This is a genomic window from Bradyrhizobium barranii subsp. barranii (assembly GCF_017565645.3).
Lineage (GTDB): Bacteria > Pseudomonadota > Alphaproteobacteria > Rhizobiales > Xanthobacteraceae > Bradyrhizobium > Bradyrhizobium barranii.
This window is the reverse complement of sequence record NZ_CP086136.1, coordinates 532,626-557,796: the sequence shown is the minus strand read 5'-3', so window position 1 is coordinate 557,796 and position 25,171 is coordinate 532,626. Positions and strand designations below refer to the sequence as shown.

Here is a 25,171-nt window from a genome sequence, read left to right as displayed (position 1 = left end):
AGCCGCGATCGTGCGCCAAATCCTGAATTGGTTCTTCCGCAATCGCGAAACCGGCGCGATCACGATCGCTCAATGGCCCAATCTCGTCTTATGGATCGTCATCGCGGTGGGCATTCTGCTCTGGATTTGGCCCTCCGCAGGCAAGATCAGCGTCGCCCTGACGGTGGTGTTGAAGAGCGGGCTTCTCGTTTGGGCCGCCGACGAGATCGTCCGTGGCGTGAATCCATGGCGGCGCTGTCTCGGAACGGCCGTGGCCGTCTACGTGATCGCGCCCCTCCTCACGTGAGGACCGAAAATGATCCGTGAACGGAACGCCCGGTGCAGGCGGTTAGCACGAAGAAGGGATTCGCATGGTCAGAGCTAGAGCTAATTGGGAAGAAAGCCTGCCGCCGTCGCGTCTCGATTGATCGACGATCAAGAGTGGTGCCGGCGTTGCCGCCGGCACCTTTTCTTACTTGCGCTGGCCCTTCTTCTCGTCCTGCGACAGCACGGATGCTGCGAGCTTCTTCGAGTCCGCGATCGTCGGCTTCTTATCGCCGCTGAGTACGCGAGACGCGAGGGTGGAGAGTTTCGGGGAGCTTTGCTTGGTAGCCATTTCAGTCAGTCCTTCACGATGATCGGGAATACCCCCGATGCGATGAAAAGGACGGGCTTGACCGATCGGTAAGACTTCGATTCTATGAAGCCCTTCTCACTACCCATCGACCTGCCTGACCCGTCCCAGGGTGAATGGCAGGCTGAAACTTTGAAGCCGCTTCGGGTTGCCGCCCTAGGCGGCTTCGCTGTTTCAGTTCCATGCAAGTTACGGTGCTGCCGTAATGCGCGTCAAGAATTAGTGTGAGTTCCTGAATCAAATACTAAATATGGTGGAAAGCGGGGGATATCAGGGGGTTAGCTCACGCCTGTCCCACCGCCAAGCATCAGTGATTCCTTGTGAATCTCGAAGCGAAAAAACGTCGGAATTTGGAGGGCGGAGCGCTTCATCCCGCTGTTCAGAGGGCAGGTAAATTCGGTGACGCGAGATCTGGTCGAACTCCGACATCGCCTACTCGATGCCGCTCTGATTGGGACATTCATTGCTTCATGTCGCGGAAGCGGGTCTTCCTTGGCGCCGCGAGCGACGATACGTAGCCTCCCATCCTGCAATGGCCGCTGCAGCTTCATGGCTTCCCTCCGCGGGCGCGGTCATCCAGGTCTCGACCTCTTCGGGCGTCGTGAGGATCACCGGCATCGCCTTCGGATGGATGGCGCCCACCTCGGCGTTCGGCTCGGTCGTCAGGAATGCGTAGAGGTCGTTCGTGGTCTCGCCCTCCCTCACCTTTCTGACCGACGTCCAGTTCGTCCAGATGCCGGCGAAGCAAAGGAGCGGGCGTGTGTCGTCGAGCGCGAACCAGATGTCGCCGCCTTCGGCCTTGTTGAACTCGCTGAAGCTGTTGAACGGAACCACGCAGCGGTGCTCCGGACCCAGCCAGCGGGTCCAGTGTTTGCTCTTCACGTTGCGGATGTTGGTGGTGCCTCCGTCAGGCTCCATCCGGAGCAATTCCTTGAAATCGACGGTCTTGCCCTTGGCCTGCAGCTTCTCCGCACGCTTCTTCGTCGCGTCCATGAGCGCTTTCGACGACGAAGGCATACCCCAGCGGGCCGAGGCCAGCTCCCGGCCTGCAGCGCCGTTGCGCACGATCGGCGCCGTGTAATCGGGAAAGACGCCGGGCATCGCCGGAAGATTACCGACGTATCGGTTGACGACGCGGAACAGCGCGCTGATGGCGGCCTGGTTGGTGGTGATCGAGTAGAGATTACAGATGTGGACGGCCCCCCGCTTGTCAGGATTATAGCAGACTTCTGGCCAGATCGCTTGCTATCAGATGTCCGGCCTGTTTGCGCGGACAAAGCCCGCTGGCCAAGATGGTGTTCGCTACGCACGCTCCAAGCACATAGGCGACATTCGTGATGCCAGTGTAATCTACGGAAGCTCGCGCGTATCGACCGATCGGTCCACCTTCCATCTACTGCGTCCTGCAAGTTCGTGGGTTATCCGGCGAGCAATCTCGACCGGTACACCGAGTTCAGATCAGATGGGCATGGCGGCTACCGGCCGGTTGTACACGCCACCCGATATCATCAAGCGCCAGGCGATACGGGCGAACTTGTTGGCTAAGGCCACCGCGACCAACTTCGGCGGCTTTCGCTCCAGCAGCGAAGTGAGCCAGGGTGTCGGCTTATGACGGCCCTTTCGAATGTGCCTCAGCAGCGCAGTCGCGCCGACAATCAACGTCGATCGGAGCATTGAATCTCCGGCCTTTGTGATACCGCCATATCGTTGCCGGCCGCCAGTTGAGTGATCCTTGGGTGTCAGTCCGAGCCAAGCCGCGAAGTCGCGGCCTGATCTGAACGTCTCCGGCGGGGGCGCCTTCATGCTTAGCATGGACGACCCAATCGGACCGACGCCGGGAATCGTCGCGATCCGCCTGCTGACATCATCCTCACGATGCCACTTCATCAGCTTGGCTTCGATCTTTGCCAGGCGGGCTTCGACCGCGGCATACTCCTCCGCTTGAAGGCGGAAGAGATCCCGCGCCATTTCCGGTAAGTTGTCATCCTCGAGCACCCGCTTGATAAGAGCCGTGACGTTCTGCCGACCGGCGGGGCCAACGATGCCAAACTCAGCCGCATAACTCCTGAAGGCATTAGAAAGCTGGGACTTCACGCTGACCAGGCGTTCCCGCACGGTCATCAACATGCAGGCCGCTTGCCGTTCTTTTGACTTCACCGGTACAAACCGCATACTCGGCCGGGTGACCGCCTCGCACAGCGCCTCGGCATCGGCCGCGTCGTTCTTGCCGCGCTTTACGAAAGCCTTCACATATTGGGGCGGGATCAGCTTCACTTCATGACCAAACGACTGCAGCAGGCGCGCCCAGTGATGCGAACTGCCGCAGGACTCGATGGCGACGAGGACCGGCGGAAGGCGCTCGAAGTAGCGGATCATCTCGGCTCGCCGAAACTGCCGCCGGACAACTACCGCCTCGTTCTCGTCAACACCGTGAAGCTGGAAGACCGACTTGGAAGTATCCATACCGATACGAATGGGAAGATTCATCAGACTTTCCTCTCATCTAGCTATGACGCCGGAGCGCCATAGAACCGTGGGGATGAGAGGCCGTCCACACCAGCACAAGCTTAGGTCTCCGGATCCGGATGCCGGGCGCGCTGGGCGAGCTGCAGCAGGTTGGCAGCCGGGCGCTTGCCGGCTTTGGCGCATTTGCTGCAACGAAGCCGGCTGGCCAGGTCGTGCACGAAGGTCGTCGATGGGTGAGCAAGCGATGCCAGATCGACGTCGCGAGCGGCCTTGCAGCGCGAGCATTCGATCTGCAGCCAGCTATAGCCGCCGTTGATTGCCTGGTCGACGGTCGGCGACGGATCGATCGGCTCGCCATCAGCCCACATGCGCTCGTTCCAGCTTTCCGCGAGCAGCTTGTCGGCCGTCCGGATCAGCGCCTCTCCCTTGGCCCGGGCCTCGGCGGCTTGGGCGGCGAGGATGCCCGTCATGGCACGCGCGCGGCCGAGTTCCTTGGCAAGCGCTTTGCGGTCGCCTCCGGAAAGCGGGGTCGGATGGTGCTTGGGGGCCATGGCCGTACGTCGCCTAGACGTCGTACAACGGCCAGCAGCCGTCCTCTTCGTGGCGCCCGGTCCGCTGGGAGCACGTGTTGTCCAGAAGGCGTTGGCCGACGTCCCGCCAGATCGCGTCCGGACCGTACAGGCGGGTTGCGTCGACCATCTGCACAATCGATGCCAGACCGCTTTCCGTTCGGTCTTCGAGTCACTCGCGCATGGTCGATCGGTCCGCAGAACCAATGAGGCCCGGCGACTTACTACAAACTCGGATCAATCATTCCGTACAGGACATCGCCGCTCTCGCGGAAGATGAGCTCGCCCGGCTTTCCGCCTCCAGGCGTCGGTGTCAAGTTGAACCTGACCGGCGTAATATCCGGCTTGATTCCGTTCATGTGCAACTGAGAAAGCGATTGATGGAGCGCATGTAGGAAGCCGAGCAGTTCCGTCACTTCGCGCACGTTGGTGTTGGCCATCAGAGCGTCGGCCGCCGCCCGATCAATGCTCTTGTGAGCGAAGATCTTGTGCCGGATCTCGCGGTACCTAGCCTCATAAACCTTCCGCCAATGACCCACTGCCTTTCGCATGCCGCGCACGTCCTCCATCGTCAGGTCGTACTTGCCGCGGGCGTAAGCAGCGGCGTCCTCCGGTGTCATGCCTAGCGCGATCCTGCGTTGCTCCAAGGCGGCTGCACTCAGTAAGGATATGTCGCGCGTCACCACCCCGAGCAATTTGTCGACATTGTGCAGCGACTTCGGATCCTGATCGAAGATGCGCCCGAGCACGACGAATGCCGACATCAACAACGCATAGCGCGTAGTGATCCAAAACATCGCGGTTTCATTCATCCTCGCAAGGACGTCCGGGTTCCTACCCGGTACGATTTGCAGCGACAGATAGCCGAAGAAGTACTGCTGCGCGGCCTCCTCCTCCGTGCGGAACATTTCGAGCTCATGCTCGAGCGGAGACGATATCGTGGCCATTCAGTCTCCTCGGCGGAACAATCGAAATGCAGATGAAGAAAATCGCCAATCTCCGCGACGGCGTAACCAATACCAAACGCATGCTCACGCCGAAAGCACTTCGGAAACCACTACGATCTCGCAATCGCAACGATCGGCGGTGGATGCCTGCTCGGCGGATCGGAGCGATGGCCGCCTATCCCGATGACGCGCAAGACTCTGTATTCCCTTTGCTTCGCCGCAAGCTACGTGTCGGGATCTCCTGCGGCTGACAGCGCGGCTAACCGACCGGCACGATGCACGAGCATGAACCCGTCCAAACCCCGGGCTGGCAGGATGCCGGAAGCGCTCGTTCGGTCGACGACCACGACGACATGGGCGGACCAAATTCGGATTTTCTAGACCCTCTGCGCGCGGCCAAGGGGTCTTATCCGGATCGGCGTTGGCATCCCGCTCCGGACCGGGATTGGACTCGCGCCGGCGCATCAATCATGGCAAATTGCGTGCTCGCGGTGTCCTCGACAGTGCTACACCGCAGTGCTACACCGCAGTGCTACACCGCAGTGCTACACCGCAGTGCTACACCGCAGTGCTACACCGCAGTGCTACACCGTCCGAAACCGCCGGATCGAGAAATACCTGATTTTGAAGGACTTTCGTCACTGAGAAACAGTGGCGGAGAGAGTGGGACTCTCTCCCCCGATGCTGCGAATGCGCCAAAACCCGCGGAAAACAAGGATTCCCAAAAAGCCCGGTCGCGAATTGTGACCACCGCTGTGTACCACCGCACCGGCTGATTCGGCCGTCAATCTCGAGCGATTTCGAGGCGTCGCAGGACGCATCCCGGTCGAGACGTTCCGTCGAAGGCTGGCCGGAGGGCTGGGCCTAGCGATGCCGACGCCCAGGGCCGCGGCGGCCGCTAAGCCGGCCGAAGGCCGCCGACGACGGCGCAGCGCCGAATGCGTCCATAGGATTCGCGGGCACCGTCGGCTTAGGAATGCGGTGTGGTGTCCAAGGGGTCGAGGTCCCGGCAAAGGTCAGCGAAATAGACGAGCAGAACGCTCCCGAGGAAGAAAAGCTTGATGTCCTCGCAGGCTGCGGTGCCGAGCGGACTGAACTCGAAGGCCGGCGGAAGAAAAGTCCACCACACCAAGGGAAACGTCACGACGGCCGCGAACGTGCCCGCCGGCTTGCCTCCCAGGAATCCCGAGACCAAGACCGCAGGGAAGAACGCGGCGAAAGCCAGTTCGAGACCCAAATCGACCAGGATCATCTGGGCCGCGACCGAGGCGAGGACGAGCAGTAGGCTGGCCGCGAAGCTGCGCCACGACCAGGGCTCGATCCGAGGCCATCGTTCCGGAAGAGTGACCGAACTCCTCATCGGCGCGCTCGCCGTCCTACCAGAAGGTTGCACCGGCGCGGCGGCCGAGGCGGCCACGACGGTATGAGCAGAACTCTCAGTGCAAACCCCGAGGGAGGCCATTTCGTCCCGTGAGAGCGGCCTCAGCCGCGGCAGTCGGCTGAGGCCATCCTTTTGGTGGTCAATATTGACCAGATGTCGGTTACCGGACATGCCAGACTTCCACGATCACCGCACGGCCCTTGGCTTTCATCGGTGATGAGAACGCCACTAGCGCTCCCGCCTCCTCTAGAAAGGAGCAGCGCCATGCAGCGACGCCGTTTCAAGCAAACCACGTCCCTTGAAGAGCGCCTTGCCGAACAAGCCCAACGCCTCCGTCAGGAAGCCAAATCGCTTCCACCTGGTATCGAGCGGGAACGCGCGATCCGCAAAGCCCGGCAAGCCGAGACCGGCGCTCACATCAGCGAATGGCTAAATTCGCCCGGATTGCAGCCGCCGAGGTGAACGTTGAAAAAGCCAGCCTCCTGCGTTGCGTCTCCCGGCAGCCACTCTGGGAGCGTTAGAAACATGACTAAGTCCGAACAGCAGAGCGACGTAAAGCAACTTACGCCCTCCCGCGTGGAGGAAGCGCAGCGGGTGATTTCCGAGTACATGAGCGACCTCCGCGAGATCATCCAGAAGCTGCGTCGCAAAATGAATTAAGGCCGCCTGGCGGCCTCTTTCACTTAAAGACGAACCGCATGCCGTCTTGGCCCATCAGCGAAGTCGCGGAGCGTTTCGTTGAGGTCCGCTCAGTAACTCAGGTCGAGTTGTTTCCATTTTGACCCTCACCGGACGTTCCCGGCGCTTGAACGATGGCTTCTGTCCATCTTTGGGCCCCTTGTCACACGTCGTGAGTGAATTTCTTGCCTGAGCAAAACAGAACAGCGCGGAACTGGCGACAGTTGCAGGGTGGCCTTATCACCGTTCACTTATCGGCAACTACCGGTGACTGAGAGTTCTGTAGCGCTCCCGCCTGATGAAGGCGAAGCATCATGATCACGTTTCACGAGCCACGATGTCCAGAGTGCAAGAGAGCAATTACAATGCTGGCACGGATTACCCCCGGTGCCTCCGGCTTTGACATCCGAACATTCAAGTGCCCCGCTTGCGATCACGTTCATCAGCGCGTGGTCGAGCTTTTCGATCCGATGAAGTCCGGCGAACTTGCAGGATGGCTCCGGGGTGAATTGCGAGCGCCGACGTAAGACTTCGTGCCATTTCGACGAGCAAACGCGGCGTTGTGATCGAGCCCGCAGATCGGGGCGTGATTTTCGGCACCCCCTAGGCAGCGAAGACGTAAGTGACATGTCGGCGCTCAACCGCTATAACGATGAGTACGCGCTCATCGGAGTAAAGGAGACTCCTGTGGGGAAATCGACCAAGAAGGCGTTCGATCCCCAAGTCTTTCTCGCAAAGGTAGGGGCAGGCAAGGCAATCCTGAAATTTGAGAGAAGTCAGCACGTCTTCACGCAAGGAGACGTGGCAGATGCGGTTTTTTACATTCAGAAAGGCCGCGTCAAGCTCACCGTCGTGTCCGAGCAAGGAAAGGAAGCGGTCGTCGGGATTTTGGAACCGGGCCAGTTCTTCGGCGAGGGGTGCCTCAATGGTCATCCACTGCGGATCGCGACCGCAACCGCGGTGGAGGAATGCATGATCACTTCAATAAGCAAAGAAGCGATGATCCACACCGTTCAGTCCGAGCCGAAATTTTCCGAGCTGTTCATGGCCTATCTCCTGACGCGAAACAGCCGCATCGAAGAGGATTTGATCGACCAGCTTTTTAATTCAAGCGAGAAGCGACTTGCACGTCTTCTTCTTCTGCTCGCGCATTTCGGAACGGAAGGCACAACTCAGCCTATTTTGATCGATATCAGCCAGGAACATTGGCAGAGATGATCGGAACGACGCGATCCCGGGTGAGCTTCTTCATGAACAAATTCCGCAAACTTGGACTCATCAGCTATAATGGGAAGATAGAAGTTCACAATTCGCTGCTGGATGCCGTTTTGCACGAAAAGCCCGAAATAGAGCGGGATGACGATCTATAGCCTAGCCCGACATGCTCGATGAGAAGATGTTCTCAGAGCGGCTTGCGTCGGCGATTTCTGCTCTTGGGCCCTTTGCAGACGTTGCAGCACTGCCTGCCGACCATCCGCTTTTGTGCAGGTTTTTGGACGCCGGCGACAAAGAGGCTCCGCACGCCGAACTGACCGGCGTCCAAAAAGCGCCAAGGCACGAAGTCGCGGGAAGTTGAGCACCGGCTAAGCAGCGAGCGCTATGGGGATTTAATGCCGGCGTCGGGCTCGATGATAGACGTGACGGCGACAGGATTGGACCTGCGTGTCCGGACGTAGGGCAGTTCAGGAGAGTGCATTAGGCTTTTGGGCGGGCGTTCGGAGCGCACCAATGCGCGATGTGCGCACTGATGGATGCCGCTGGGTTGAGCGAGATCGCCGCCAGCATTTAGCCAGCGCATCGGACCAGGACAACAGCAACGCTCACAGGAGGTCTTGGTCATGACGTGTCGATCCTGATCAGTGTCGGCCGCCAGCTCGGCTGGCAGCCGCGGGCGAACACCTCGATCACGATCATGCGGGCGCCACAGCGCGGGCATGGGCACGGCAGCACACGTGGCGTGTCCGTCGCGATATCCGGCTGCTCTTGCGGGTCGGCGGCCGGCGGGGCGACGTTGAGGAGTGCGCGGGCTGTCGCGATGCTCTGGGCGCGGTTGGCGTTGGCAAAGAGCCCGTAGTGGCGGATGCGGTGGAAGCCCTTGGGCAGCACGTGCAGCAGGAACCGCCTGATGAACTCGTGCGGGTGAAGCCGCATCGTCTTCCAGCGGTTGGCGCCGTTGAGGCGATAGTCCTTCCAGCGGAACGCAATCGCTTCGTCGTCGGCTGCAACGAGGCGGCGGTTGGAGATGGCGACACGATGGGTGTAACGGGACAGATAACGCAGCACCTGCGCGGGCCCCGCGAACGGGGCCTTGCAATAGACCACCCACTTGCTGCGCCGCAGCGGAGCGATGAAGCGCTTGAACGTTGTCTTGTCGGTGAGTCCGGCATGGGTATTGAAGAACTTTAGCTCGCCGGCGTCGTGCGCATGCACGAGCATCGCCAGCATTTTGCCCTGGAACAGGCGCGCCAGCACGTTGACATGGACGAGGAAATTGGAGCGCGCGGCGATCCATCGCGTGTTATCGAGCGAGAGCCCTCCACCCGGCACGATCATATGCACGTGCGGATGATGGGTGAGCGCCGAGCCCCAGGTGTGCAGCACGGCCGTGATACCGATGCGCGCGCCGAGGCGCTTGGGATCGCTTGCGATGGCGAGCGTCGTCTCGGCCGCTGCTTTCATCAGCAGATTATAGATCACGCGCTTGTTCTGGTAGGCGATGTCACGCAACTCGCTGGGCAGCGTGTAGACGACGTGAAAATACGGCACCGGCAACAGCTCCGCTTCGCGGTCGGCCAGCCATCGGCGCGACGCCGCACCCTGGCACTTCGGACAATGCCGGTTGCCGCAGGAGTTGTAGGCGACCTCGGTATGGCCGCACGCCGCGCTCTCGCAGCGTGCGACATGGCCGCCGAGCGCCGCCGTGCGACAGCGCTCGATCGCATTCATCACCTTCAATTGCCCGAGGCTCACATGCCCCTGATTGGCGTCACGTCAAGCAGAGCCGTGATCGCGGAGGATGTCCGCGACCTCCAGAACTGGCCGAGCCACGGCCGGCGGCGCTACGGCGCTGGCGGCTCCTCACTGTCTCGCTGTCGCCGGCGGCGGCGCGGCGCGCTTAGGCCCTCGAGCGGGCTCTCGATCTTGGCAATCAGTCCGATCGCCACGCGACTGTAGCGGGCTGTCGTCTCAAGCTTGGAATGTCCGAGCAACGCCTGGATCACGCGAATGTCCCTGCCGCGCTCGAGCAGGTGGGTCGCGAAGCTGTGGCGAAGCGAATGCAGCGAGACCGTCTTGCGCAGCCCCGCGGCTTTGGCGGCCTCCTTGAACAACCGGCTGAACTGACGCGTGGTCAGTGGCTGACGTTGACTGCGACCGGGAAACAGCCAGCGCTGTTCGGGCGCGACGCCGTTGTTGGACGCGCTCGGCCCCGCCTTCCACCATTGCCGCAACAGCTTCAGGACCTCTGGCGGCAGCATCACGTGCCGGTCCTTGCGGCCCTTCGACTGCACAATGCGGATGATCTTTTGCTCGCTGTCGATGTCGCCCGCCCGCAGCCGCACCACCTCGCCGGCGCGCAATCCGCAACCATAGGCTAGGGTCAGCATCGCCCGCGCCTTCAGGCTCGTCGCCATGGTCAGGACACGCTTGACCTCCTCGGGGCTCAGCACCGGCGGCAGCCTCTCGGGCTCCTTGATGTGCCAGACCTCGGCCGCCAGATCGTGACGACGTAGCGTGACGCGGAACAAGAACCGCACCCCGGTCATGATCCGATTGCGGTTGCAGATGCTCATCCCGCTCTCGATCAGGTGCAGCTGAAATCGGCGCACCTCGTCGGCCGTCGCCGTATCGGGCGAGCGTTTGAGCCAGGCGGCGAACCGCTTGCAACTGTAAATGTGGCCACGCTGAGTGTGCGGGTTGAGCTTGCGCCCAGCCATGTCTTCGATCATACGCTGACGCAGCGGACTGACTGTGTTGGTATCGCTCATGGAGAGCTCCTTCCTGAGTGAGGGTTGCAACACCTCGATTCTCAGGACGGGGCTCTCCAGTGCTACCACTATCGTCTCAACTGGCTACCGGCCTCTCGGCTCTTGCTCCCGCGCAGCGGGCTGGAGCGCAGCGACTTTGTGCTTTGGCCCTTCTCGGAAGTCCGACAACGTCCGCTTTCGCGCCGCTGTTGGAGGACAAGCGGACGTCGCGCACTCGACGACTTCGAAGCCTTCGTCCCGCAGCAGGTCGGACATTATCTCCCGCTGCGGCGGGTTGTCCTCGACAAGCAGAGTTACGAAGTTCGACATCCCGGTCTCCTCGGCCAGGGTGTCAATCCGGAAACGCCGATTTTGGTTCGAGGTGGCGCCATCACAGGTCTTCCCGCAGACCCTTGAAGAACGGGTGCCTGACTTTTCCTTCCGCTGACTTCGCGCGATATTCGATCTCGGCTGACAGGTTCGGCTCGACCCAGATGCCCTTGTGCGAGATGCGCTTCTTGAACGCCTGGGTCTTCCGGATCAACGGCTCCAGCCTCTTGCGCAGGTCTGCAGCCGAAGCCTTGTCGAAGCCGTGGTCCACCTTGCCGGCGTAGATCAGGTCGTTACCCTTGCGCCGACCGAGGTAGATGCCATCCCACTTGCCCTCGTCGAGCGCGAAGCCGGCGATCGTAAGCGTTTCTCGCTGCGCGCAGGTCTTCTTGACCCAGTTGCTGCCCCGGCCGCTGGCGTACACGCTGTCGCGGACCTTGGAGACCACGCCCTCGAGTCCGACCTTGCAGGCGTGCTCGAACATCTCGCGGCCTTCAAGCTCGAAGCTTTCGCTGAACTGGATCTCGGTGCCGTCGACGATCTTCTTGAGTTCGGTCTTGCGTTGGTAAAGCGGCACCTTCCGGAGGTCGCGGCCGTTCAGGTACAGGAGGTCGAAGGCGACCAGTACGATGCTGGTCGACCTGCCTTTCAGTTCGTTCTGAAGGACTGAGAAGTCGGTGGTGCCGTCCGCTGCGGGAGCCACGACTTCGCCGTCCACGATCGCCGACCCGGCCTTGATGTGCCAGGCGTCATCGGCGACCTTCTTGAAACGGTTGGTCCAGTCGTGACCGCGGCGCGTGAAAACCTTCACGGCTTCGTTCGCCAGATGGACCTGTACGCGGTAGCCATCGAACTTGATTTCATGAATCCATCGCGCTCCGGACGGCACCTTCTCGATCGATGATGCCAAGGCCGGTTCTACGAAGCCGGGGAACGGTGCCTTCACGCCGATCGCCGCCGGTTTACGCCGCTGAAACGCCACAACGAACTCCAACGCAACAACTCGCGGACTCAAGCCGAGACGGCAGGATTCGTTTCCGGAACCCGCGAATCCTTGGGGCGTTGCATCACCATCAACGTTCTCAAAAGGAGGAGCCGATGGCCGCAGCGAAGAAGACCGCGCGTGGACGGAAGCAGGACCGCGCCCGCGTCGCGAAGGGACAGGACTACGAAGTCCGGTGCGAAGCCAAGAAGACCGGCCGCTCGGCATCGGCCGTGAAGAAGGCTGTCAAGAAGGTCGGCAACAGCCGCAAGCGCGTCGAGAAGCGTCTCGCCCGGTAAGTCAGCAGGGCCGCCTTAGATGCGGCCGGAGAAGCGCGTGAATGCGGTCAGCCTCTGCACGGTTGGCTCGACATCCTGCATGTAGATCTCGGTCCGCAGGAACGCGATCTCGTCGTCGAGGGCGGTCTCGTCGACATCGATGAACCAGCTCTTAGGTCTCCCGTCGCTGCCGTCGTTCCAGCGATAGCCGCGCCGCTTCAGCGAGTCCTTGAGTTCGAAAGCGGTCTGCTCGGCCCAGACCCGCAGTGTCGCTTTGCGGGCGGTCTCCAGCAGGAGCGCAAGCGCGGGCGTGCCGGTCGTTGGCAGTTCGAAAGCGAGCACCTCCAACAGGGCGTGACAGTCGTCGACGGCCCGATGCGCCTGATGGAAGAAGCCGGCACCGTTCAGCAGGTAGCCGAGTTGGGCGCCGGCGAAGCCGTGCTTGCGCCAGTCGATCTCGCTCATGCTGCAGCCCCAGGCCTTGTGCACGAACAGGGGCCAGTAGCGTTCGGCGAACTTCCTGTCGAAGCCGCTGTTGTGCGCGATGACGATGACCGCGTCCCCGGCGAAGGCCGTGATGGCCGCGTCGTCGAATCTGCGGCCGGCCACCATCTCATCGGTGATGCCCGTGAGTGCCGTTACCTCCGCGGAGATCGGCGCGCTCGGCTCGTTGAATGCGGAGAAGGTGTCGCGGACACCGACGATCCGTCCGTCCGCAGCGTAGTCGAATTTGACCATCCCAAGCTCGATGATCTCGTCCTTGGCGTGATCGAGACCGGTGGTCTCGGTGTCGAGCAGAATGCCGCTCCTGACCTCCTGCCCCGCGGTCGGGACGTACGTCGGTCGGGCGACGAGGCGTCGCAGCACCCGGTAGTCGGCCGACCGGCTCAATGCCTCGGCCATGGCAACCAGATCGGTCGTGTCCTGTAACATCTCTACTCGGAAAGGCTACCAGAAGGTCGGCTGGCTCACCGCAGAATATCCGCAGCGCCGGCAATGAGGTACTCGAAAAACAAGCGATTCACGGGCTTTTCGGCCGTTGTGAATTCGATAGCGGGCATCCGGTCTGCATTCGTCGTTGCAGCGGCGGCTGATCATCAGCGCGGGCGGCGATTGGGACATGCATGGCCGCGCGTCCGGTCCTGCCGCCAATAGCCGACATTGCGAACGCCCCAGCTCGCTCGGCCAAGGGCCACGTTCAGAGTGTTCGTTGAAAACACCGTGCTTTGTTCTGCGAGGAACCCCTGCGCAACACTATCGTTGTGCTGATCTTCCGGACAGCAAAGGACACGATCATGGACCGCGAACATGTGAAGGGCGCCGCCGACAAGGCAAAAGGCGCCATCAAAGAAGGTGCCGGCAAGCTCACTGGCGACAAGGGCATGGAAGCCGAAGGCAAGATCGACAAGGCCAAGGGATCCGCCCACAACGCTGCGGGGGACGTGAAGGATGCGGCGCGGGACGCCGCTGACGCCCTCAAGAAGTAAGCAGAAGAAGCGAAGATCAAAAACTGGCCGCCTCCGGGCGGCCTTTTTCGCGCCATTTGAGATGGCGCGGGCTTTCAGCCGGAGATCAGAGGAACGAAGCGGACCTCCTCTATCCTTTCCTCGACGAACCTACCGTCCGGCTCGCGTGTCAGCTTCGTCAGCCACTGCACACCGTCGGATCGCCGAGCGGGATGAGCAGTCGTCCCGACGGAGCTAGTTGAGCCTTCAGGACCGCGGGCGTCTGCGCGCGGGCGGCCGACACCAGGATCACGTCGAACTCGCCGCCTTCCGGCCATCCTGCGGTCCCGTCGCCATGACGCACATCTACGTTGCGGCAGCCGAGATGCCGAAGGCGCGACCGGGCGCGCTGCACCAATGCCTCATGGCGCTCGAGCGCGCAAACCTCCCGCCCGAGCTTGGCGGCGAGCGCCGCCAGGTAACCCGAACCCGCGCCGATCTCCAGAACCCGGTCCGATTTGGCGATCGCGGCAGCCTCGAGCATCTTGGCGACGATGTAGGGCTGAGAGATGGTCTGCGCTTTCGGAATCGGTACGGCAATGTCTTCGTACGCGGCTTCCGCGAACCGCCGATCAAGGAAAATTTCGCGGGGGACTGCCGCATCGCAAACAGGACCCGCCTGCTGCGAATGCCGCGGCTGGCAATCTGCACGTCGACCATCGCGTCGCGGAGGAAGCGGGACCTCTTGGACCGTTTGCTCTCCCTGACCGCGCGCATGACCTCTCCAGGCATGGACGATTTCGCTCCAACAGATGGAAAACTCGGAAGCCCGCGACTTGCTCCTCGACGAGACGGCTGGGTCGCTCTCGCCGACGAGACCGAGTTCGCTGCCGATGAGTGAATCGCGGAGCTGCCGTCAGGAACGTGCCCGCAACGGGAACGACCGCCTCCGGATCGAATTGATTTCGCGGAAACCGAGCCCGGAGAACGCTCATGAAATGGATCTTCAACGCGGCATGCATGGCCGCAATGGCGCTGGCATCGGCCTCCGGCGCGGACGCCAAGGGCTGCATCAAGGGCGCCATCGTCGGCGGCGTCGCCGGCCACATGGCCGGTCATGGCAAGCTCGGCGCGGCGGCCGGCTGCGCGATCGGCCATCATGAGGCTAACAAGCAGAACCCGAACAATTCGAATGCCCAGGCGCCGTCGGGCCAGAAGTGATTTCCGGATCGGGCCTCCATAGTGTTGGAGAGACGCGATGAAATCGACGGTGTCGGCGCTCGTTCTTGGACTTGCCGTCACGACCTCCATGGTCTCGGCTCAACCGGCGAGATGGACCACCTACTCCATCCCGCAGACAGGTACCTCGGTCGATTTTCCGGCCTCGATCTTTACCGAAGAGGCGGGCCGGCCGGACGGCTACGGACAGCGATTTCGGACTGCTGACGGCCGAGCCGACCTTACGATACAGGCCACGCCCAACGTCTCGAACGATTCACCAGCTGCATTTCTCGCAAAGAAGCATCCGCCCGCGCGCATTCAGTACAAGCGAACGACGCCTCGGTTTTTCGCGGTGTCCAGTTATAAGGGCGACAAGGTCTGGTACGACCGGTGCAACTTCTCAAGTGGATTGATTCACTGCGTCCTGATCAACTACCCGGCGAACGAAGAGCGCGACTGGGACGACATCGTAACGCGGATCAGCCTCTCGCTGAGGGGCAGATAAGGAGGGTGCGGGTGGACCTCGCGCGGGCTGCGCGGGTGCCTATGCCCGTGGCTTCGAGAACACGGAAGTCCGAGAGGCCGCCGCCTTTGGCTATCCTCGCGAGCGCTAGTTCTGAATAGCGGGTCGTGAGACCTTTGGCTATCCGCGACAGGCGCCGTAGTTCAACGGCGGGCGACGGTCCCTGCAGTTCAATAGGGCGGCAAGGCTATCGTTCCTCCGATCTGCCCGCGGCTCGCCGATCTGTGGTTCACGCGGTAGCCGCCGCCCGTCCGGCCTCGGTGATGCGATACTCGATATCTCCGGATGGAAGCGGTTCGGTTTCCACGAGACCAAGCTCCACGAGCCGCGCCACGATTTCATGGTCGAACGTCGGCGGGCTGACCCAGGATTCGCCGAGGAGCTTCCTCAGAAAATCCCGCTCCAGATCGGTCAGCTCCATGCTCTAACTCCGCTCGCCGACTTCGTCCGGCACATTGCGGCGCGTCATCCGATCCGGCCGCTTCATCCCTGGGAAATCAACTTTTCGCCCCGGATTGTGCCAGGAACAGAGGCATCGTGGCCCCGTTGATTCCCGAAGACAACACCCAGGAGGTCAACATGACCATGGAAGATCGCGAGACGTTCAGCCTGATCGGCAGCGACAAGGTCGAGGGCACGAACGCGTACGACGCGAAGGGCGAAAAGGTCGGCTACATCGAGCGCGTCATGATCGACAAGATCAGCGGCAAGGTGTCGTACGCGGTGCTCAGCTTCGGCGGCCTGCTCGGCATCGGCGACGATCACTATCCGCTGCCATGGCAGACGCTGAAATACGACACCAACCTCGGCGGCTATGTAGTCACCGGCATTTCCCAGGACCAGCTCCGCGGCGCCCCCAAATACGCCGACGAGAGCAGTTGGAATTGGAGCGACCCGGCGACGACGCGCTCGGTGAACGCATATTATGGTGTGCCGGTGGCTTGACACGGCGCATTACGGTGCTTGGCTGGCTGACGGCGGAGGTTGCTCTTCCGCCGGACTACGGACCAGCGCACTGCCGCACGCGAGACGACCCGGCTCGGTCGCCGAGGAGATTTGAAAGTGAGTGATGCCGTTCGTGTTCTGGTCGTGGAGGATGAAGCTCTCATCGCAAGCTTCGTCGAGGACGCCTTGTCCGACGGCGGTTTCGAGGCCTGCTCGGTCCATTCGGGGGAAGAGGCCATGTGCACCTTTTGCGATGGCCGCGAGGGATGTCGAGTCCTGCTGACGGACGTCAACCTGGGTGACGGCATAAGCGGCTGGGAGCTGGCGCGGCAGATCAGGGAAATCACGCCTGGCTTTCCTGTGGTCTACATGACGAGCGCCAGCGCGCCTGACTGGCAATCGCAGGGCGTCGACGGCAGCGTCCTGATCCAAAAGCCCTTTGCGCCGGCGCAATTGGCTGCCGCCGTCTCGCAGCTACTCGGGAGCGGGGCCTCACCGGCTTGAACCGGGATCGTCGTGAGTTTCCATTCATCCGATCGGTGGCGGCCGATCGTCGCTTGCCCGCGCTCTCCTTTAGCCGCGCATTGCCGCTGCGGCGCGAGCCGGCCATCCAGTCCCGCAGCAGGCCTCTGTCCTCTCTGGAAAACGACCCACGCCGCTTGAGATCCTCCAGCGTCTCGCCGGGATGGCATTGCTCGCAATCCTCGCGGATTAGCGACTCGAGGTAGGTCCGGTCCCAAGCGCCGGCTGAATCGAGATGCTGGTGCGAGTAGGTGTTCATGGTTGCCGTTCAGTGCACGCGCAGTCGAGGGCGTCCGGATGCGGCACAACGGTAAGAGCGATCGTTGGTTCACAAACGGGATCTGTCCGTCGCAGACGGTTTCGCCTGCAGCGCGTCGAGGCGGGAACCTGTGCAGGTCCAGGCCGTTCGCAACCACGGGGGACTCGCCTTGAAGGAGCCTCACGATGACCCCGCTGCGGCGCCTGGCCGATGGCCGCGAGCATGCAGCGGACGTCACCCCCGCAACATCACTGAAAGCTTGATTTGACCGGCGGCGCGCGAAGAGGTCAAGAGCCGAGGAGGTCGCCGACGATTATCCGCATCCAGTTCGTTCGCTCGCGCCGGACCGGCACTGGCAAGTCGCTCCGCGACGTACCCGTTCGTCTGTAGACGTCAAGACACGGTGAGGTGCAATGTCGACCTTGGCAAAGCTGCTTGCGCGCAAGCAGGCGCTCCTGGAGCGGCTCGAGAGCCATTCCGGACCGAACGAACGCGAGGAAATCGAGCGGCTGCTGGTGCAGATCGAGACGGCGCTCAGCCTGCTCGCGCCGCGAGATCCAGCCGCGCCCGCCACGGAATGATTCCCCCTGGCCTGTGTCACTGGAGTGGAATGTAGATCGGCCCCGACAGCCGTATCGCTGGCGGGCCGATCGCCGTCTCAAAACTCTTCACTGCAGGTCCCGGGCTTGGTCCATTGAACCTGCTCGCGGGTCCGGAGCCGACGCCCTATCGCGGTTGCGAAGCTGGAGCGGAGCCTGGAATGCCTAGGAGTCCTAGCCTCCCCACCGTCCTAGTTTCGCTCCCGGAACTGTTTGTACATCTCTCCGTTTAGGAGTCCGTCGTTAGCAGCTCAGGAGCGCCGATATGAGCGAGCGCCGAAGAGTGAAGCAGACGCGGTCACTTGACGAACGGATGGCTGAGCAGGCTGCCAAACTCAAAGAGCAGGCCAGCCAGCTTCCAGCCGGGAAGGAACGGGACGATCTGCTTAGGCGCGCCAGGATCGCGGAGACGGGATCTCACATCAATGACTGGCTAAATTCCCCGGGATTGCAGGCCCCGGAATAGTTTAGAGTCTGCCTAGTTTAGCCTAACTTGAGTGAAGGCAACTCTTCCCCAGTCTGCCGTATTCTCTCGACATGACTGATGCCCTGCTCGCTCGCGCCCAACTGGCGATGGAAGAAAATCGCAAGGCCCGCCTAGAGCGGCTGGCGCTTCGGGCTGAGCACGACCACGCCTCAAATGAGTTGCACCGCAACCTTTTGAAGAGTGCCTCTTTGCGAATCGAAATCGAGGCGGTTCGGCGGTCTCGGAATGTTAAGGTCGCCTCAGTGGCGGCCTCTTTCATTTCCTTCGGCGGTCCGGGTCAAGGGCCTCCCCAACTCCCATGGTGCGGCGCCCAGCATTGCGGATGAATCTTGGTATGGGCCGCCGGCCTGTCGGAACCGGCAGGCTCCGTTCGTCTTGAATCCAGCACCGTCCCTCCGGAGTACCGCGTTCATGGCCCCTCGCGCCAACTGGAAAGGCTTCCTGCGTCTGTCACTGGTGACCTGTCCGGTCGCGCTCTATCCGGCCACTTCCGAGTCGGAGAAAATTACCTTCAACCAGCTCAACCGTCAGACCGGCCACCGCATCAAGTACGTGAAGGTCGACGCCGACACCGGCGACGAGGTGCCGAACGAGGATATCGTCAAGGGCTACCAGCTCGAGAAGGATCAGTTCATTGAGGTCACCAAGGAGGAGCTCGAAGAGATCGCGCTCGAGTCGACGCGCACCATCGAGATCGACGAGTTCGTCGACAAGGCAGACATCGACCCGCGATACTTGATCCGCCCGTATTACATCCGACCCGACGGCAAGGTCGGGCACGACGCTTTCGCGGTTATCCGCGAGACCATCCGCGAGATGAACAAGGTCGCCATCGGTCGCGTGGTGCTGACCAACCGGGAGCACATCATCGCTCTCGAGCCGATGGACAAGGGCTTGGTCGGCACGCTGTTGCGCTATCCTTATGAGGTGCGCAGCGAGCGGGAATATTTCGACGAGATCCAGGACGTAAAGGTCACGAAAGACATGCTGGATCTCGCCAAGCACATCGTGAATCAAAAGGCGGGGCGGTTCGATCCGGACAAGTTCGAGGACCACTACGAAACCGCGCTGATCGACCTCATCAACCAGAAGCGCGCCGGCAAGCCGATCACGCCGAAGGAGCGCCCAGCATCGACCAACGTCGTCGATCTGATGGAGGCGCTGCGCCGATCCGTCGGCAAGGAGGCCGCGCCGGCGAAGGCCTCAAAGCCCGCCAAGAAGCCGCGAAAGGCGGCGGCCGGCCAGAAGGAAATGCTGATGTCGATCGAGGGCAAGAAGGCGAAGGAAGCTACGGCGAAAAGGCCGGCCAAACCGCAGCGGAAGTCTGCATGATTTTCTACAGCAGGAGGATTGGAACGAACGGGTTCGCGAAACGTCGAATCCAAGCCCCCGGCCCCCAAAAGCCCCATCCGGGGGAAAACCTACCCCAAGGTTGGCGGTCCGAATGCGCAACATAGCGCAAGGACCGTTTGCGCCCGAAGGAGGGAGCAATGAACAATCGCATATCGGACCGACGGATGCCGACCGTTGCCCAACGGGAAGCCCGCAAGGTGTTTCGCGACACGCGCGCGGAGGCGCCGGTCTCAGAGCATGAGCGCGACCAACAGGCATTCCATGCAAACCGGGAGCGCCTGAAGGCGGAGCGGATCGCTCGAGAGGCTGCAGCGAAACAGAAGCCAAAGACCTGAAAGCGGTTAGCGCCAGCGGGCTCCCGTTCGATGGAGACGATTGCGACGATCCGCTTCCCATCACCGAGATGAAAAGCGGATGCCACCTCAATTCCGCCCCTGCGGGAGCGAATGCTCGAGGAAGAAGCGCAGCATTTCTCTCGTTGCGTCCGGTCCGTCCGGATCGGTGTAGGAGCCGGCGGGGCTGCCCCCCGACCATGCGTGTCCGGCTCCGTGGATTTCCCAGTGCTCGAGGATGCTGCGTCCGGAGACGTCAGTATGGACCGTGCGAGTGTAGGCATGCCCGCCCGGCACCCGCCCGCGATGCACCTTCGTCGTCGTGCTTGTCCCACCAACGGATTGCCGGACAATTCGCGCGCTGTTTTTCGAATGCACCGTGTTGTCGCGGTCGCCGTGGAAGACGATCGTCGGAATGGATGGGCCATCTTCCGGCCTTTCATCGGACCCGCCGCCTTGCTTCATGGCGATCAGTGCCGAGGAAAGGTCGCTGGCTGCTCCGCAGGCCAGTCCGGAATGAATGCCGATCGCCGCGTACAGGTCGCCATACGTCGATCCCATGACGGCCGCGGCCGCGGCCCCGGCGGACAGTCCGGCGACGTAGACGCGTTCCGAATCGACCGAATAATCGCACATGATCTGGCGGGTGATGCCGGCGATGAGCGAGGGCTCACCTCCGTCGCGCTGTTGGTCGGCCGGCCGAAACCAATTCCAGCATTTCGCCTGGTTTGCGTCGGCCCGCTGCGCGGGATAGGCGACGAAGCAGGTCTGTTCTTCGGCGATGAAGTTCATTCGCGTGCCGGCGGCGAAATCCTCCGGCGACTGCGTGCAGCCGTGGAGCATGATCACCAGCGGAATGGGCTGGCCATGATAGCCGCTCGGGATGAAGAGCCGGTAGGTGCGGCTTCCCGCGCCGTTTGCGTAGACGCCTTCGACGAACTTGACGCCGTCCGGCACGATGTCCGCCATGGGAGGCGGCGCACGCCTCAGGGCTCCTCCCAGTCCGAGCCCGCTGAGGTTTTTGGCGATATCCACTGCCGGCTGGGCCGCCCGACGCGGACGCCTCGTCTCGGCGGCGTTCGCCTTGGCGTCGATGGTTGGCGGCTCTCGTCCTGACGCAAGGGCGGCGTGGTCGACCGTCGGTGCGATAGCGCCCGGCTCTTTCTCGCCCCGAAGCATGCGCTGAAGCAGCGCGGTGGCCTCGACGAGTTGGCCCGAGCGTGTGAGGCGTGTGGCTTCGCGAATGATGTCCTGGTTCAACATGACCTTACCTCGTTCTGTCGGCGAGAGCGGACTTGACTGCCGGACTGGCATGCAGGGCCCCGAGCACAGAGACCGATGCAATCGTCGCGCGGGCAAGCTCGGGCGTGACGTCCTGCGCGATGGTGGCGAGACCCAGAACATTGATGTGCAGCATCTCCCCCGCCCTCCGCGCCGCCTCGAGATCCTCGCGGCTGTAGTTTCGCAAGCCCAGGTCCAGGCTCTTTCGCACCGTGGACTGCTTGACCACGTCGGCATGGCGTTCGAGCTGGTTGCGGATCGCGGTCCGGATGAAATCCGTGCGGTTCGAGTAGAAGCCTTCCTGCACCATCAAATCGACCTGACCGAGATCGACAAAGCCAAGATTGATCGTGATTTTTTCCGAGTCGGAGGGCTTTGGTCGGATTTCGTGCACATTGCTGACCATCGTTAGTACCATCCCAGTGCCATCTGATTAGATGGTATATGGATGGAATTTGTCAGCCCGCAAGGCCCCGCCTTGCCGCGTTTGCGAAAAGTGCGATCCGTCCGGGGGCGGCCAGCGGCTACCCGCATCGCCTTCTGCAGTAGCAGCGCTGATCCAGAGCCTCGGGAGAGGCTCATCGACAGATTATAGGAGGAGAGGCGAGACGCTCCGGAGGGTTAGGCCCGCGATCGCGGTCGTGGCGGCCCCGGATTCCTACGGTCGCCTCGCTGCGTGATCGTTTACGATCCGCGATTATGTTTCAGCCCATGAACGTCGAGTACGATCCCGAGCGCGAGGCGTTTGCGGCCATGAAGCTCGCCGCCGAAGCCGATGGAGCTGAACGGCAGAGATGGATCAACGCCGCGCTGGCGTGGATCGAACTCATTCGCCTTCGTGCCTCGGCTTGCTGCGAGCGCGGCATGACGGACAAGACGGCTTAGTCGGCCTCGGGCGGGCACTCCGGGCAGGTGCCGCCGATCGAATCCAGAACATCGCGGATCTCGGCGACGGCCTCCTCCGGAGCGACATCGGCCGGCGAATCCCGACGTGCGATGTCGAAGGCCCGCTCGCGAGCGTGCGGGTCGGCGCGGTCCTGCATCCACCCGTGCTCTTCGCACTCGCGGATGGCGCCAGCTTCCTGCAGCACGTTGATCGCCCACCGGCGCAGCGTACGGATCGCCGGCCGCCGTTCTTTCGTCATCAGCATCGAGATCGCTCCTTCCGGGACGAATCCTTCCGCACGCCTGCCCGTTCCGCGCGGTTAGCACGGGTCAGGGATTCGCAATCGGCAGGGCTTGAGCTTGTCCACGTGTTCCGGAGTGCTTGTCTAAAGATCCCTGCGTTGACTGTTTGATCTTTTCATTATCCGCGGCGGCGCTGCTCCTTCATGGCTTTGTCCGCGGACTCGTCTTCGTCAAACCCGCAAGAAGCTGAGCGTGTGTGGAGAGTTTGCCGGCTAGGAACTCGGTGAAAAGCCGGACGCGCTTCGTCTTGCGGGTCTCTCCCTGCGTGAGAAGCCAAAGCGTGCCGTACATGTGCAGTTCGCTGCCCGGCACTCTCGCCAGCAGAGGGTCGGCATCTCCGACGAAACACGGCAGCGTCGTGATTCCGAGTCCTTGCCGTACGGCGGCGATCTGACTCTCGGCGTCCGTGACTCTGAACGGAACCCGCGTGGTGCGGACCTCGCCTTCGCTGGCCCAGTCCGGAATCCCGTGCATGCTGATGATGATCCACCGGACGGGATCCGGCGCGCCCGCACGCGATGCGGCGAGTCGGTCGCGGGACATGTAGACGCCTCCGAATACTTCCGGCCCTTTCAAACCGTGAAGATTGAGCGGCAGGGTCTTGCGGTCGTAGACGACGCGGATGGCGACATCGGCCTCCCGGTTGGTCAGGTTGACCAACTCACCCGATGCCAAGATGTCCATTTCGATGTCCGGATGCAGACGCGCGAACTCGGCGAAGTCCGGCATGAGCAGGTGCGTCGAAAGGGGCGGCGCCAGCGTCACTCGCAGAAGCCCGCGTACGCTCTGGTCCCGGCCGAAGACACGCGTCTCCAGCTGGTGCGACGACGCTTCCATCTGCTCAGCGAGCTCGAGAACCTCCTCGCCCGCTGCCGTTAGGCGGTAACCTGAGGGCAGCTTCTCGAACATGTGCGCGCCGAGCCGTTCTTCCAGCTGTGCGACGCGCCGCAGCACGGTCGCATGATTCACACCGACGCGTTCGGCGGCTGCCCTTACCGAGCCTCCGCGCGCGACGGCGAGAAAATAGCGAACGTCGTCCCAGTCGATCATGGTGCAATCCGGAACCGGTTCGTGCCCATTCCGGAACCTCCATGTAGCAAGCCGAACAACCGAAAATAGGGCTTGCAAAGGCTTTTGCGACGAAAAAGGGCCACCGACGACTGGACACCAAAAAGGCCATGCCGGGGGCCCAAGCCTCCTGTCCGGTTCGATTTCGCACCAGCGATGTGCGCGTTTGCGCACTCAAAGCCAAGCGCAGCCAGGCCTATTTCGACGAGATCGCGGGGACGTCCCCGAACCATCAAAAGCAAAGCCTGAAGGAAGACGTCATGGGAAAGTTGGACAGTAAGGTTGCAGTCATTACGGGCGGATCGAGCGGCATGGCGCTGGCGAGCGCCAAGCGGTTCGTCGAAGAAGGCGCCTACGTCTTCATCACGGGTCGGAGGCAGGAAGCGCTCGACGAGGCGGTCAGGCTGATCGGTCGCAACGTGACCGGTGTGCGCGGCGACGCGGCCAATCTCGACGACCTCGACCGCCTGTTCGACACGGTCAAACGGGAAAAGGGAAGGATCGACGTCCTGTATGCGAGCGCCGGTATCGGCGAAGCCGTCCCGCTGGGCGAGATCACTGAGAAGCATTTCGATGTGACCTTTGGGCTGAACACGCGCGGAACTCTGTTCACCGTGCAAAAGGCGCTGCCGCTGTTGAGCGATGGCGCATCGATCTTCATGACCGGATCGGTTGCTTCGCTGAAAGGCTTTCCCGGTTACAGCGTGTATGCGGCGAGCAAGGCGGCGTTGCACGCCTTCGCACGCGGGTGGCTCAACGAATTGAAGGCCAGGAATATTCGGGTGAACGTGCTGCATCCGGGGCCGATCGCCACCCCCATGCAGGACCAGGTTCTCACCGAAGACGCGAAGCGAATGTTCGAGTCGCTGATCCCGCGCGGAACGATGGGTCGTCCCGAGGAGATCGCGGCGGCCGCGCTGTTTCTGGCTTCGGACGATTCGAGTTTCGTGAACGGCCTGGAGTTGTCCGTGGACGGCGGCTTCTCGGCCATCTGAATTTGCGCATCGGAGGTCACCAATGTACCCCTCATCGAAACAATCCGAATTGATCCGCTTCTCGCGCGTCGGTGCGGGCTCCACCGTCATCGACGTCTACCCCGGCGATGGCGATTGGACCCGTCTCTTCTCCGACATCGTAGGGCCCGAAGGGCGCGTCTACAGCTTCGTGCCGGCGGAAGTCGCCCACTTCAAGAACGATCCGGTCGGACGCGTGCAGACGCTGGCGAAAGAGCCTGGCAGAGAGAACGTGCAAGCCGTTTCCGCGGATCTGGTGACGTTGCCCGGCGTCGCCGTTCCTGCGGATGTCTTGTGGCTTCACCTTTTCTACCACGATCTCCACACCGAACTGATGCGAGCGAGGGGCGGGACGGCAGCCGACTTCAATCGGGCCGTCTTCGAGCGGCTCAAGCCGGGCGGCTCCTACGTGATCGTCGATCACGCAGCCGCAGCGGGCACGGGCACGAACGACGCCCAATCGCTGCATCGGATCGACCCTTCCTCGGTTCGGGCGGAGGTGGAAGCGTCAGGCTTCGTACTAGATGGTGAGAGCACCATGCTCGCGAACCCGTACGATACGCACTCCGTCAAGGTGTTCGACCCTTCGATCAAGGGCGAGACCGATCGCTTCGCCTATCGGTTCGAGAAGCCCAAGGGGTAAGCGTCCGCGATCGATCGTGCACGGTCCGCGATCCGGTCTCCGTGTTCCCGCGCAATCTTCGTTTGAGTATCGAGGAAACCTGT

32 protein-coding genes and 3 pseudogenes are annotated in these 25,171 nt (G+C 62.1%); 19 read left to right on the top strand and 16 right to left on the bottom strand.

Annotation, left to right across the window (positions count from 1 at the left end; translation table 11 throughout):
* Positions 1–10 precede the first annotated feature (10 nt).
* Positions 11–286, top strand: a complete 276-nt coding sequence (locus tag J4G43_RS02660; RefSeq protein ID WP_028153413.1) for a hypothetical protein — start codon at positions 11–13, stop codon at positions 284–286.
* A 165-nt stretch (positions 287–451) separates the two neighbouring features.
* On the opposite strand, the gene J4G43_RS02655 is transcribed toward J4G43_RS02660, so the two are convergent.
* From J4G43_RS02655 to J4G43_RS02635, 5 genes and pseudogenes are all read right to left on the bottom strand, one after another.
* Entirely contained in the window at positions 452–595 is a 144-nt protein-coding gene (locus J4G43_RS02655) for a hypothetical protein (RefSeq protein ID WP_166346665.1), read from the bottom strand.
* 503 nt (positions 596–1,098) lie between these two features.
* Positions 1,099–1,804: pseudogene (locus J4G43_RS02650) on the bottom strand (SOS response-associated peptidase); the annotation flags it as partial.
* 267 nt (positions 1,805–2,071) lie between these two features.
* Entirely contained in the window at positions 2,072–3,100 is a 1,029-nt protein-coding gene (locus J4G43_RS02645; protein ID WP_038953117.1) for an IS110 family RNA-guided transposase, read from the bottom strand.
* Between the two features lie 80 nt (positions 3,101–3,180).
* Complete coding sequence (locus tag J4G43_RS02640; RefSeq protein ID WP_028153412.1) at positions 3,181–3,630, bottom strand: hypothetical protein; 450 nt, start codon at positions 3,628–3,630, stop codon at positions 3,181–3,183.
* A gap of 242 nt (positions 3,631–3,872) precedes the next feature.
* A complete protein-coding gene (locus tag J4G43_RS02635) occupies positions 3,873–4,595 on the bottom strand; it encodes an AbiU2 domain-containing protein (protein WP_028153411.1) in 723 nt (240 codons plus the stop codon).
* Between the two features lie 32 nt (positions 4,596–4,627).
* On the opposite strand from J4G43_RS02635, the gene J4G43_RS02630 reads away from it, so the two are divergent.
* The gene (locus J4G43_RS02630) at positions 4,628–4,846 is read left to right on the top strand and encodes a hypothetical protein (RefSeq protein ID WP_155258100.1); all 219 of its coding nucleotides are present in this window, start codon (positions 4,628–4,630) and stop codon (positions 4,844–4,846) included.
* 719 nt (positions 4,847–5,565) lie between these two features.
* Here the strand turns inward: J4G43_RS02630 and J4G43_RS02625 are convergent.
* Entirely contained in the window at positions 5,566–5,955 is a 390-nt protein-coding gene (locus J4G43_RS02625) for a DUF4118 domain-containing protein (RefSeq protein WP_063629889.1), read from the bottom strand.
* Between the two features lie 285 nt (positions 5,956–6,240).
* Between J4G43_RS02625 and J4G43_RS02620 the strand changes: the two genes are divergently transcribed.
* The 4 genes and pseudogenes from J4G43_RS02620 to J4G43_RS02610 all read left to right on the top strand — a co-directional run bounded on the left by J4G43_RS02620 (position 6,241) and on the right by J4G43_RS02610 (position 8,230).
* On the top strand, positions 6,241–6,438 hold the full coding sequence (locus J4G43_RS02620; protein WP_075968876.1) for a hypothetical protein: 198 nt from the start codon (positions 6,241–6,243) through the stop codon (positions 6,436–6,438).
* 63 nt (positions 6,439–6,501) lie between these two features.
* Positions 6,502–6,636 carry a hypothetical protein gene (locus J4G43_RS55240; RefSeq protein ID WP_256461441.1) on the top strand — a complete coding sequence of 45 codons (135 nt, stop codon included), beginning with the start codon at positions 6,502–6,504 and terminating at the stop codon, positions 6,634–6,636.
* 705 nt (positions 6,637–7,341) lie between these two features.
* A pseudogene (locus J4G43_RS02615) lies at positions 7,342–8,024 on the top strand (Crp/Fnr family transcriptional regulator).
* A gap of 11 nt (positions 8,025–8,035) precedes the next feature.
* Positions 8,036–8,230, top strand: a complete 195-nt coding sequence (locus J4G43_RS02610; RefSeq protein WP_028153409.1) for a hypothetical protein — start codon at positions 8,036–8,038, stop codon at positions 8,228–8,230.
* 260 nt (positions 8,231–8,490) lie between these two features.
* Here the strand turns inward: J4G43_RS02610 and J4G43_RS02605 are convergent.
* The 3 genes and pseudogenes from J4G43_RS02605 to ligD all read right to left on the bottom strand — a co-directional run bounded on the left by J4G43_RS02605 (position 8,491) and on the right by ligD (position 11,931).
* Positions 8,491–9,702: pseudogene (locus tag J4G43_RS02605) on the bottom strand (IS91 family transposase).
* 11 nt (positions 9,703–9,713) lie between these two features.
* Positions 9,714–10,709 (bottom strand): tyrosine-type recombinase/integrase, encoded by a 996-nt coding sequence (locus J4G43_RS02600; protein ID WP_225004579.1) that lies wholly within the window; start codon positions 10,707–10,709, stop codon positions 9,714–9,716.
* A 301-nt stretch (positions 10,710–11,010) separates the two neighbouring features.
* Positions 11,011–11,931 (bottom strand): non-homologous end-joining DNA ligase, encoded by a 921-nt coding sequence (ligD, locus tag J4G43_RS02595; RefSeq protein ID WP_028153406.1) that lies wholly within the window; start codon positions 11,929–11,931, stop codon positions 11,011–11,013.
* Positions 11,932–12,047: 116 nt separating this feature from the next.
* Between ligD and J4G43_RS02590 the strand changes: the two genes are divergently transcribed.
* Positions 12,048–12,230 carry a DUF3606 domain-containing protein gene (locus tag J4G43_RS02590; protein WP_208083959.1) on the top strand — a complete coding sequence of 61 codons (183 nt, stop codon included), beginning with the start codon at positions 12,048–12,050 and terminating at the stop codon, positions 12,228–12,230.
* Positions 12,231–12,245: 15 nt separating this feature from the next.
* On the opposite strand, the gene J4G43_RS02585 is transcribed toward J4G43_RS02590, so the two are convergent.
* Positions 12,246–13,142: a 3'-5' exonuclease gene (locus J4G43_RS02585; RefSeq protein WP_028153404.1), complete on the bottom strand. Its 897-nt coding sequence runs from the start codon at positions 13,140–13,142 to the stop codon at positions 12,246–12,248.
* A 362-nt stretch (positions 13,143–13,504) separates the two neighbouring features.
* Here J4G43_RS02585 and J4G43_RS02580 point away from each other — a divergent pair, with 362 nt between their 5' ends.
* Positions 13,505–13,696, top strand: coding sequence for a CsbD family protein (locus J4G43_RS02580; protein WP_028153403.1), 192 nt, complete (start codon positions 13,505–13,507; stop codon positions 13,694–13,696).
* A 157-nt stretch (positions 13,697–13,853) separates the two neighbouring features.
* Here J4G43_RS02580 and J4G43_RS02575 read toward each other — a convergent pair whose 3' ends face one another.
* A complete protein-coding gene (locus tag J4G43_RS02575) occupies positions 13,854–14,255 on the bottom strand; it encodes a protein-L-isoaspartate O-methyltransferase family protein (RefSeq protein ID WP_245289333.1) in 402 nt (133 codons plus the stop codon).
* A gap of 392 nt (positions 14,256–14,647) precedes the next feature.
* On the opposite strand from J4G43_RS02575, the gene J4G43_RS02570 reads away from it, so the two are divergent.
* Entirely contained in the window at positions 14,648–14,875 is a 228-nt protein-coding gene (locus J4G43_RS02570; protein ID WP_028153402.1) for a hypothetical protein, read from the top strand.
* A 37-nt stretch (positions 14,876–14,912) separates the two neighbouring features.
* The gene (locus J4G43_RS02565; protein WP_028153401.1) at positions 14,913–15,380 is read left to right on the top strand and encodes a hypothetical protein; all 468 of its coding nucleotides are present in this window, start codon (positions 14,913–14,915) and stop codon (positions 15,378–15,380) included.
* Positions 15,381–15,627: 247 nt separating this feature from the next.
* On the opposite strand, the gene J4G43_RS02560 is transcribed toward J4G43_RS02565, so the two are convergent.
* Positions 15,628–15,819 carry a hypothetical protein gene (locus J4G43_RS02560; protein WP_018643618.1) on the bottom strand — a complete coding sequence of 64 codons (192 nt, stop codon included), beginning with the start codon at positions 15,817–15,819 and terminating at the stop codon, positions 15,628–15,630.
* Positions 15,820–15,977: 158 nt separating this feature from the next.
* Here J4G43_RS02560 and J4G43_RS02555 point away from each other — a divergent pair, with 158 nt between their 5' ends.
* The 6 genes from J4G43_RS02555 (at position 15,978) to J4G43_RS02530 (ending at position 19,898) form a co-directional block, all read left to right on the top strand.
* Positions 15,978–16,343: a PRC-barrel domain-containing protein gene (locus J4G43_RS02555; RefSeq protein WP_018643617.1), complete on the top strand. Its 366-nt coding sequence runs from the start codon at positions 15,978–15,980 to the stop codon at positions 16,341–16,343.
* Positions 16,344–16,460: 117 nt separating this feature from the next.
* Positions 16,461–16,847 carry a response regulator gene (locus J4G43_RS02550; RefSeq protein WP_028149948.1) on the top strand — a complete coding sequence of 129 codons (387 nt, stop codon included), beginning with the start codon at positions 16,461–16,463 and terminating at the stop codon, positions 16,845–16,847.
* Positions 16,848–17,537: 690 nt separating this feature from the next.
* Positions 17,538–17,705: a hypothetical protein gene (locus tag J4G43_RS02545; RefSeq protein ID WP_166346668.1), complete on the top strand. Its 168-nt coding sequence runs from the start codon at positions 17,538–17,540 to the stop codon at positions 17,703–17,705.
* A 283-nt stretch (positions 17,706–17,988) separates the two neighbouring features.
* The gene (locus J4G43_RS02540) at positions 17,989–18,189 is read left to right on the top strand and encodes a hypothetical protein (RefSeq protein WP_208083958.1); all 201 of its coding nucleotides are present in this window, start codon (positions 17,989–17,991) and stop codon (positions 18,187–18,189) included.
* Between the two features lie 432 nt (positions 18,190–18,621).
* Positions 18,622–19,542, top strand: coding sequence for a non-homologous end joining protein Ku (gene ku / locus J4G43_RS02535; RefSeq protein WP_028149950.1), 921 nt, complete (start codon positions 18,622–18,624; stop codon positions 19,540–19,542).
* 158 nt (positions 19,543–19,700) lie between these two features.
* Positions 19,701–19,898: a hypothetical protein gene (locus J4G43_RS02530; RefSeq protein WP_026202596.1), complete on the top strand. Its 198-nt coding sequence runs from the start codon at positions 19,701–19,703 to the stop codon at positions 19,896–19,898.
* An 87-nt stretch (positions 19,899–19,985) separates the two neighbouring features.
* Here J4G43_RS02530 and J4G43_RS02525 read toward each other — a convergent pair whose 3' ends face one another.
* Positions 19,986–21,158, bottom strand: coding sequence for an extracellular catalytic domain type 1 short-chain-length polyhydroxyalkanoate depolymerase (locus J4G43_RS02525; RefSeq protein WP_028149951.1), 1,173 nt, complete (start codon positions 21,156–21,158; stop codon positions 19,986–19,988).
* Between the two features lie 4 nt (positions 21,159–21,162).
* A complete protein-coding gene (locus tag J4G43_RS02520) occupies positions 21,163–21,582 on the bottom strand; it encodes a CopG family transcriptional regulator (RefSeq protein ID WP_028149952.1) in 420 nt (139 codons plus the stop codon).
* Between the two features lie 293 nt (positions 21,583–21,875).
* Here J4G43_RS02520 and J4G43_RS02515 point away from each other — a divergent pair, with 293 nt between their 5' ends.
* Entirely contained in the window at positions 21,876–22,061 is a 186-nt protein-coding gene (locus tag J4G43_RS02515) for a hypothetical protein (RefSeq protein WP_155257831.1), read from the top strand.
* On the opposite strand, the gene J4G43_RS02510 is transcribed toward J4G43_RS02515, so the two are convergent.
* Together J4G43_RS02510 and J4G43_RS02505 are read right to left on the bottom strand one after the other, a co-directional pair.
* A complete protein-coding gene (locus J4G43_RS02510; protein WP_028149953.1) occupies positions 22,058–22,327 on the bottom strand; it encodes a hypothetical protein in 270 nt (89 codons plus the stop codon). The two genes, J4G43_RS02515 and J4G43_RS02510, sit on opposite strands and share 4 nt — an antisense overlap.
* A gap of 178 nt (positions 22,328–22,505) precedes the next feature.
* Positions 22,506–23,414, bottom strand: a complete 909-nt coding sequence (locus tag J4G43_RS02505) for a LysR family transcriptional regulator (RefSeq protein ID WP_028149954.1) — start codon at positions 23,412–23,414, stop codon at positions 22,506–22,508.
* 278 nt (positions 23,415–23,692) lie between these two features.
* Between J4G43_RS02505 and J4G43_RS02500 the strand changes: the two genes are divergently transcribed.
* Both J4G43_RS02500 and J4G43_RS02495 read left to right on the top strand, forming a co-directional pair.
* Positions 23,693–24,427, top strand: coding sequence for an SDR family NAD(P)-dependent oxidoreductase (locus J4G43_RS02500; RefSeq protein WP_028149955.1), 735 nt, complete (start codon positions 23,693–23,695; stop codon positions 24,425–24,427).
* Between the two features lie 22 nt (positions 24,428–24,449).
* Positions 24,450–25,088 (top strand): class I SAM-dependent methyltransferase, encoded by a 639-nt coding sequence (locus tag J4G43_RS02495; RefSeq protein ID WP_028149956.1) that lies wholly within the window; start codon positions 24,450–24,452, stop codon positions 25,086–25,088.
* The last annotated feature ends 83 nt before the right edge of the window (positions 25,089–25,171 follow it).

Coding starts and splice junctions, on each gene's coding strand:
- J4G43_RS02520 (WP_028149952.1), bottom strand. CDS start 21,582: ATGGTCAGCAATGTGCACGAAATCCGACCAAAGCCCTCCGACTCGGAA.
- J4G43_RS02495 (WP_028149956.1), top strand. CDS start 24,450: ATGTACCCCTCATCGAAACAATCCGAATTGATCCGCTTCTCGCGCGTC.
- J4G43_RS02630 (WP_155258100.1), top strand. CDS start 4,628: ATGAAGAAAATCGCCAATCTCCGCGACGGCGTAACCAATACCAAACGC.
- J4G43_RS02525 (WP_028149951.1), bottom strand. CDS start 21,158: ATGTTGAACCAGGACATCATTCGCGAAGCCACACGCCTCACACGCTCG.
- J4G43_RS02655 (WP_166346665.1), bottom strand. CDS start 595: ATGGCTACCAAGCAAAGCTCCCCGAAACTCTCCACCCTCGCGTCTCGC.
- J4G43_RS02610 (WP_028153409.1), top strand. CDS start 8,036: ATGCTCGATGAGAAGATGTTCTCAGAGCGGCTTGCGTCGGCGATTTCT.
- J4G43_RS02640 (WP_028153412.1), bottom strand. CDS start 3,630: ATGGCCCCCAAGCACCATCCGACCCCGCTTTCCGGAGGCGACCGCAAA.
- J4G43_RS02545 (WP_166346668.1), top strand. CDS start 17,538: ATGTCGACCTTGGCAAAGCTGCTTGCGCGCAAGCAGGCGCTCCTGGAG.
- J4G43_RS02515 (WP_155257831.1), top strand. CDS start 21,876: ATGTTTCAGCCCATGAACGTCGAGTACGATCCCGAGCGCGAGGCGTTT.
- J4G43_RS02530 (WP_026202596.1), top strand. CDS start 19,701: ATGAACAATCGCATATCGGACCGACGGATGCCGACCGTTGCCCAACGG.
- J4G43_RS02620 (WP_075968876.1), top strand. CDS start 6,241: ATGCAGCGACGCCGTTTCAAGCAAACCACGTCCCTTGAAGAGCGCCTT.
- J4G43_RS02555 (WP_018643617.1), top strand. CDS start 15,978: ATGACCATGGAAGATCGCGAGACGTTCAGCCTGATCGGCAGCGACAAG.
- ku (WP_028149950.1), top strand. CDS start 18,622: ATGGCCCCTCGCGCCAACTGGAAAGGCTTCCTGCGTCTGTCACTGGTG.
- J4G43_RS02635 (WP_028153411.1), bottom strand. CDS start 4,595: ATGGCCACGATATCGTCTCCGCTCGAGCATGAGCTCGAAATGTTCCGC.
- J4G43_RS02565 (WP_028153401.1), top strand. CDS start 14,913: ATGAAATCGACGGTGTCGGCGCTCGTTCTTGGACTTGCCGTCACGACC.
- J4G43_RS02510 (WP_028149953.1), bottom strand. CDS start 22,327: ATGCTGATGACGAAAGAACGGCGGCCGGCGATCCGTACGCTGCGCCGG.
- J4G43_RS02500 (WP_028149955.1), top strand. CDS start 23,693: ATGGGAAAGTTGGACAGTAAGGTTGCAGTCATTACGGGCGGATCGAGC.
- J4G43_RS02590 (WP_208083959.1), top strand. CDS start 12,048: ATGGCCGCAGCGAAGAAGACCGCGCGTGGACGGAAGCAGGACCGCGCC.
- J4G43_RS02560 (WP_018643618.1), bottom strand. CDS start 15,819: ATGGAGCTGACCGATCTGGAGCGGGATTTTCTGAGGAAGCTCCTCGGC.
- J4G43_RS02540 (WP_208083958.1), top strand. CDS start 17,989: ATGAGCGAGCGCCGAAGAGTGAAGCAGACGCGGTCACTTGACGAACGG.
- J4G43_RS02505 (WP_028149954.1), bottom strand. CDS start 23,414: ATGATCGACTGGGACGACGTTCGCTATTTTCTCGCCGTCGCGCGCGGA.
- J4G43_RS02645 (WP_038953117.1), bottom strand. CDS start 3,100: ATGAATCTTCCCATTCGTATCGGTATGGATACTTCCAAGTCGGTCTTC.
- J4G43_RS02570 (WP_028153402.1), top strand. CDS start 14,648: ATGAAATGGATCTTCAACGCGGCATGCATGGCCGCAATGGCGCTGGCA.
- J4G43_RS02625 (WP_063629889.1), bottom strand. CDS start 5,955: ATGAGGAGTTCGGTCACTCTTCCGGAACGATGGCCTCGGATCGAGCCC.
- J4G43_RS55240 (WP_256461441.1), top strand. CDS start 6,502: ATGACTAAGTCCGAACAGCAGAGCGACGTAAAGCAACTTACGCCCTCC.
- J4G43_RS02580 (WP_028153403.1), top strand. CDS start 13,505: ATGGACCGCGAACATGTGAAGGGCGCCGCCGACAAGGCAAAAGGCGCC.
- J4G43_RS02585 (WP_028153404.1), bottom strand. CDS start 13,142: ATGTTACAGGACACGACCGATCTGGTTGCCATGGCCGAGGCATTGAGC.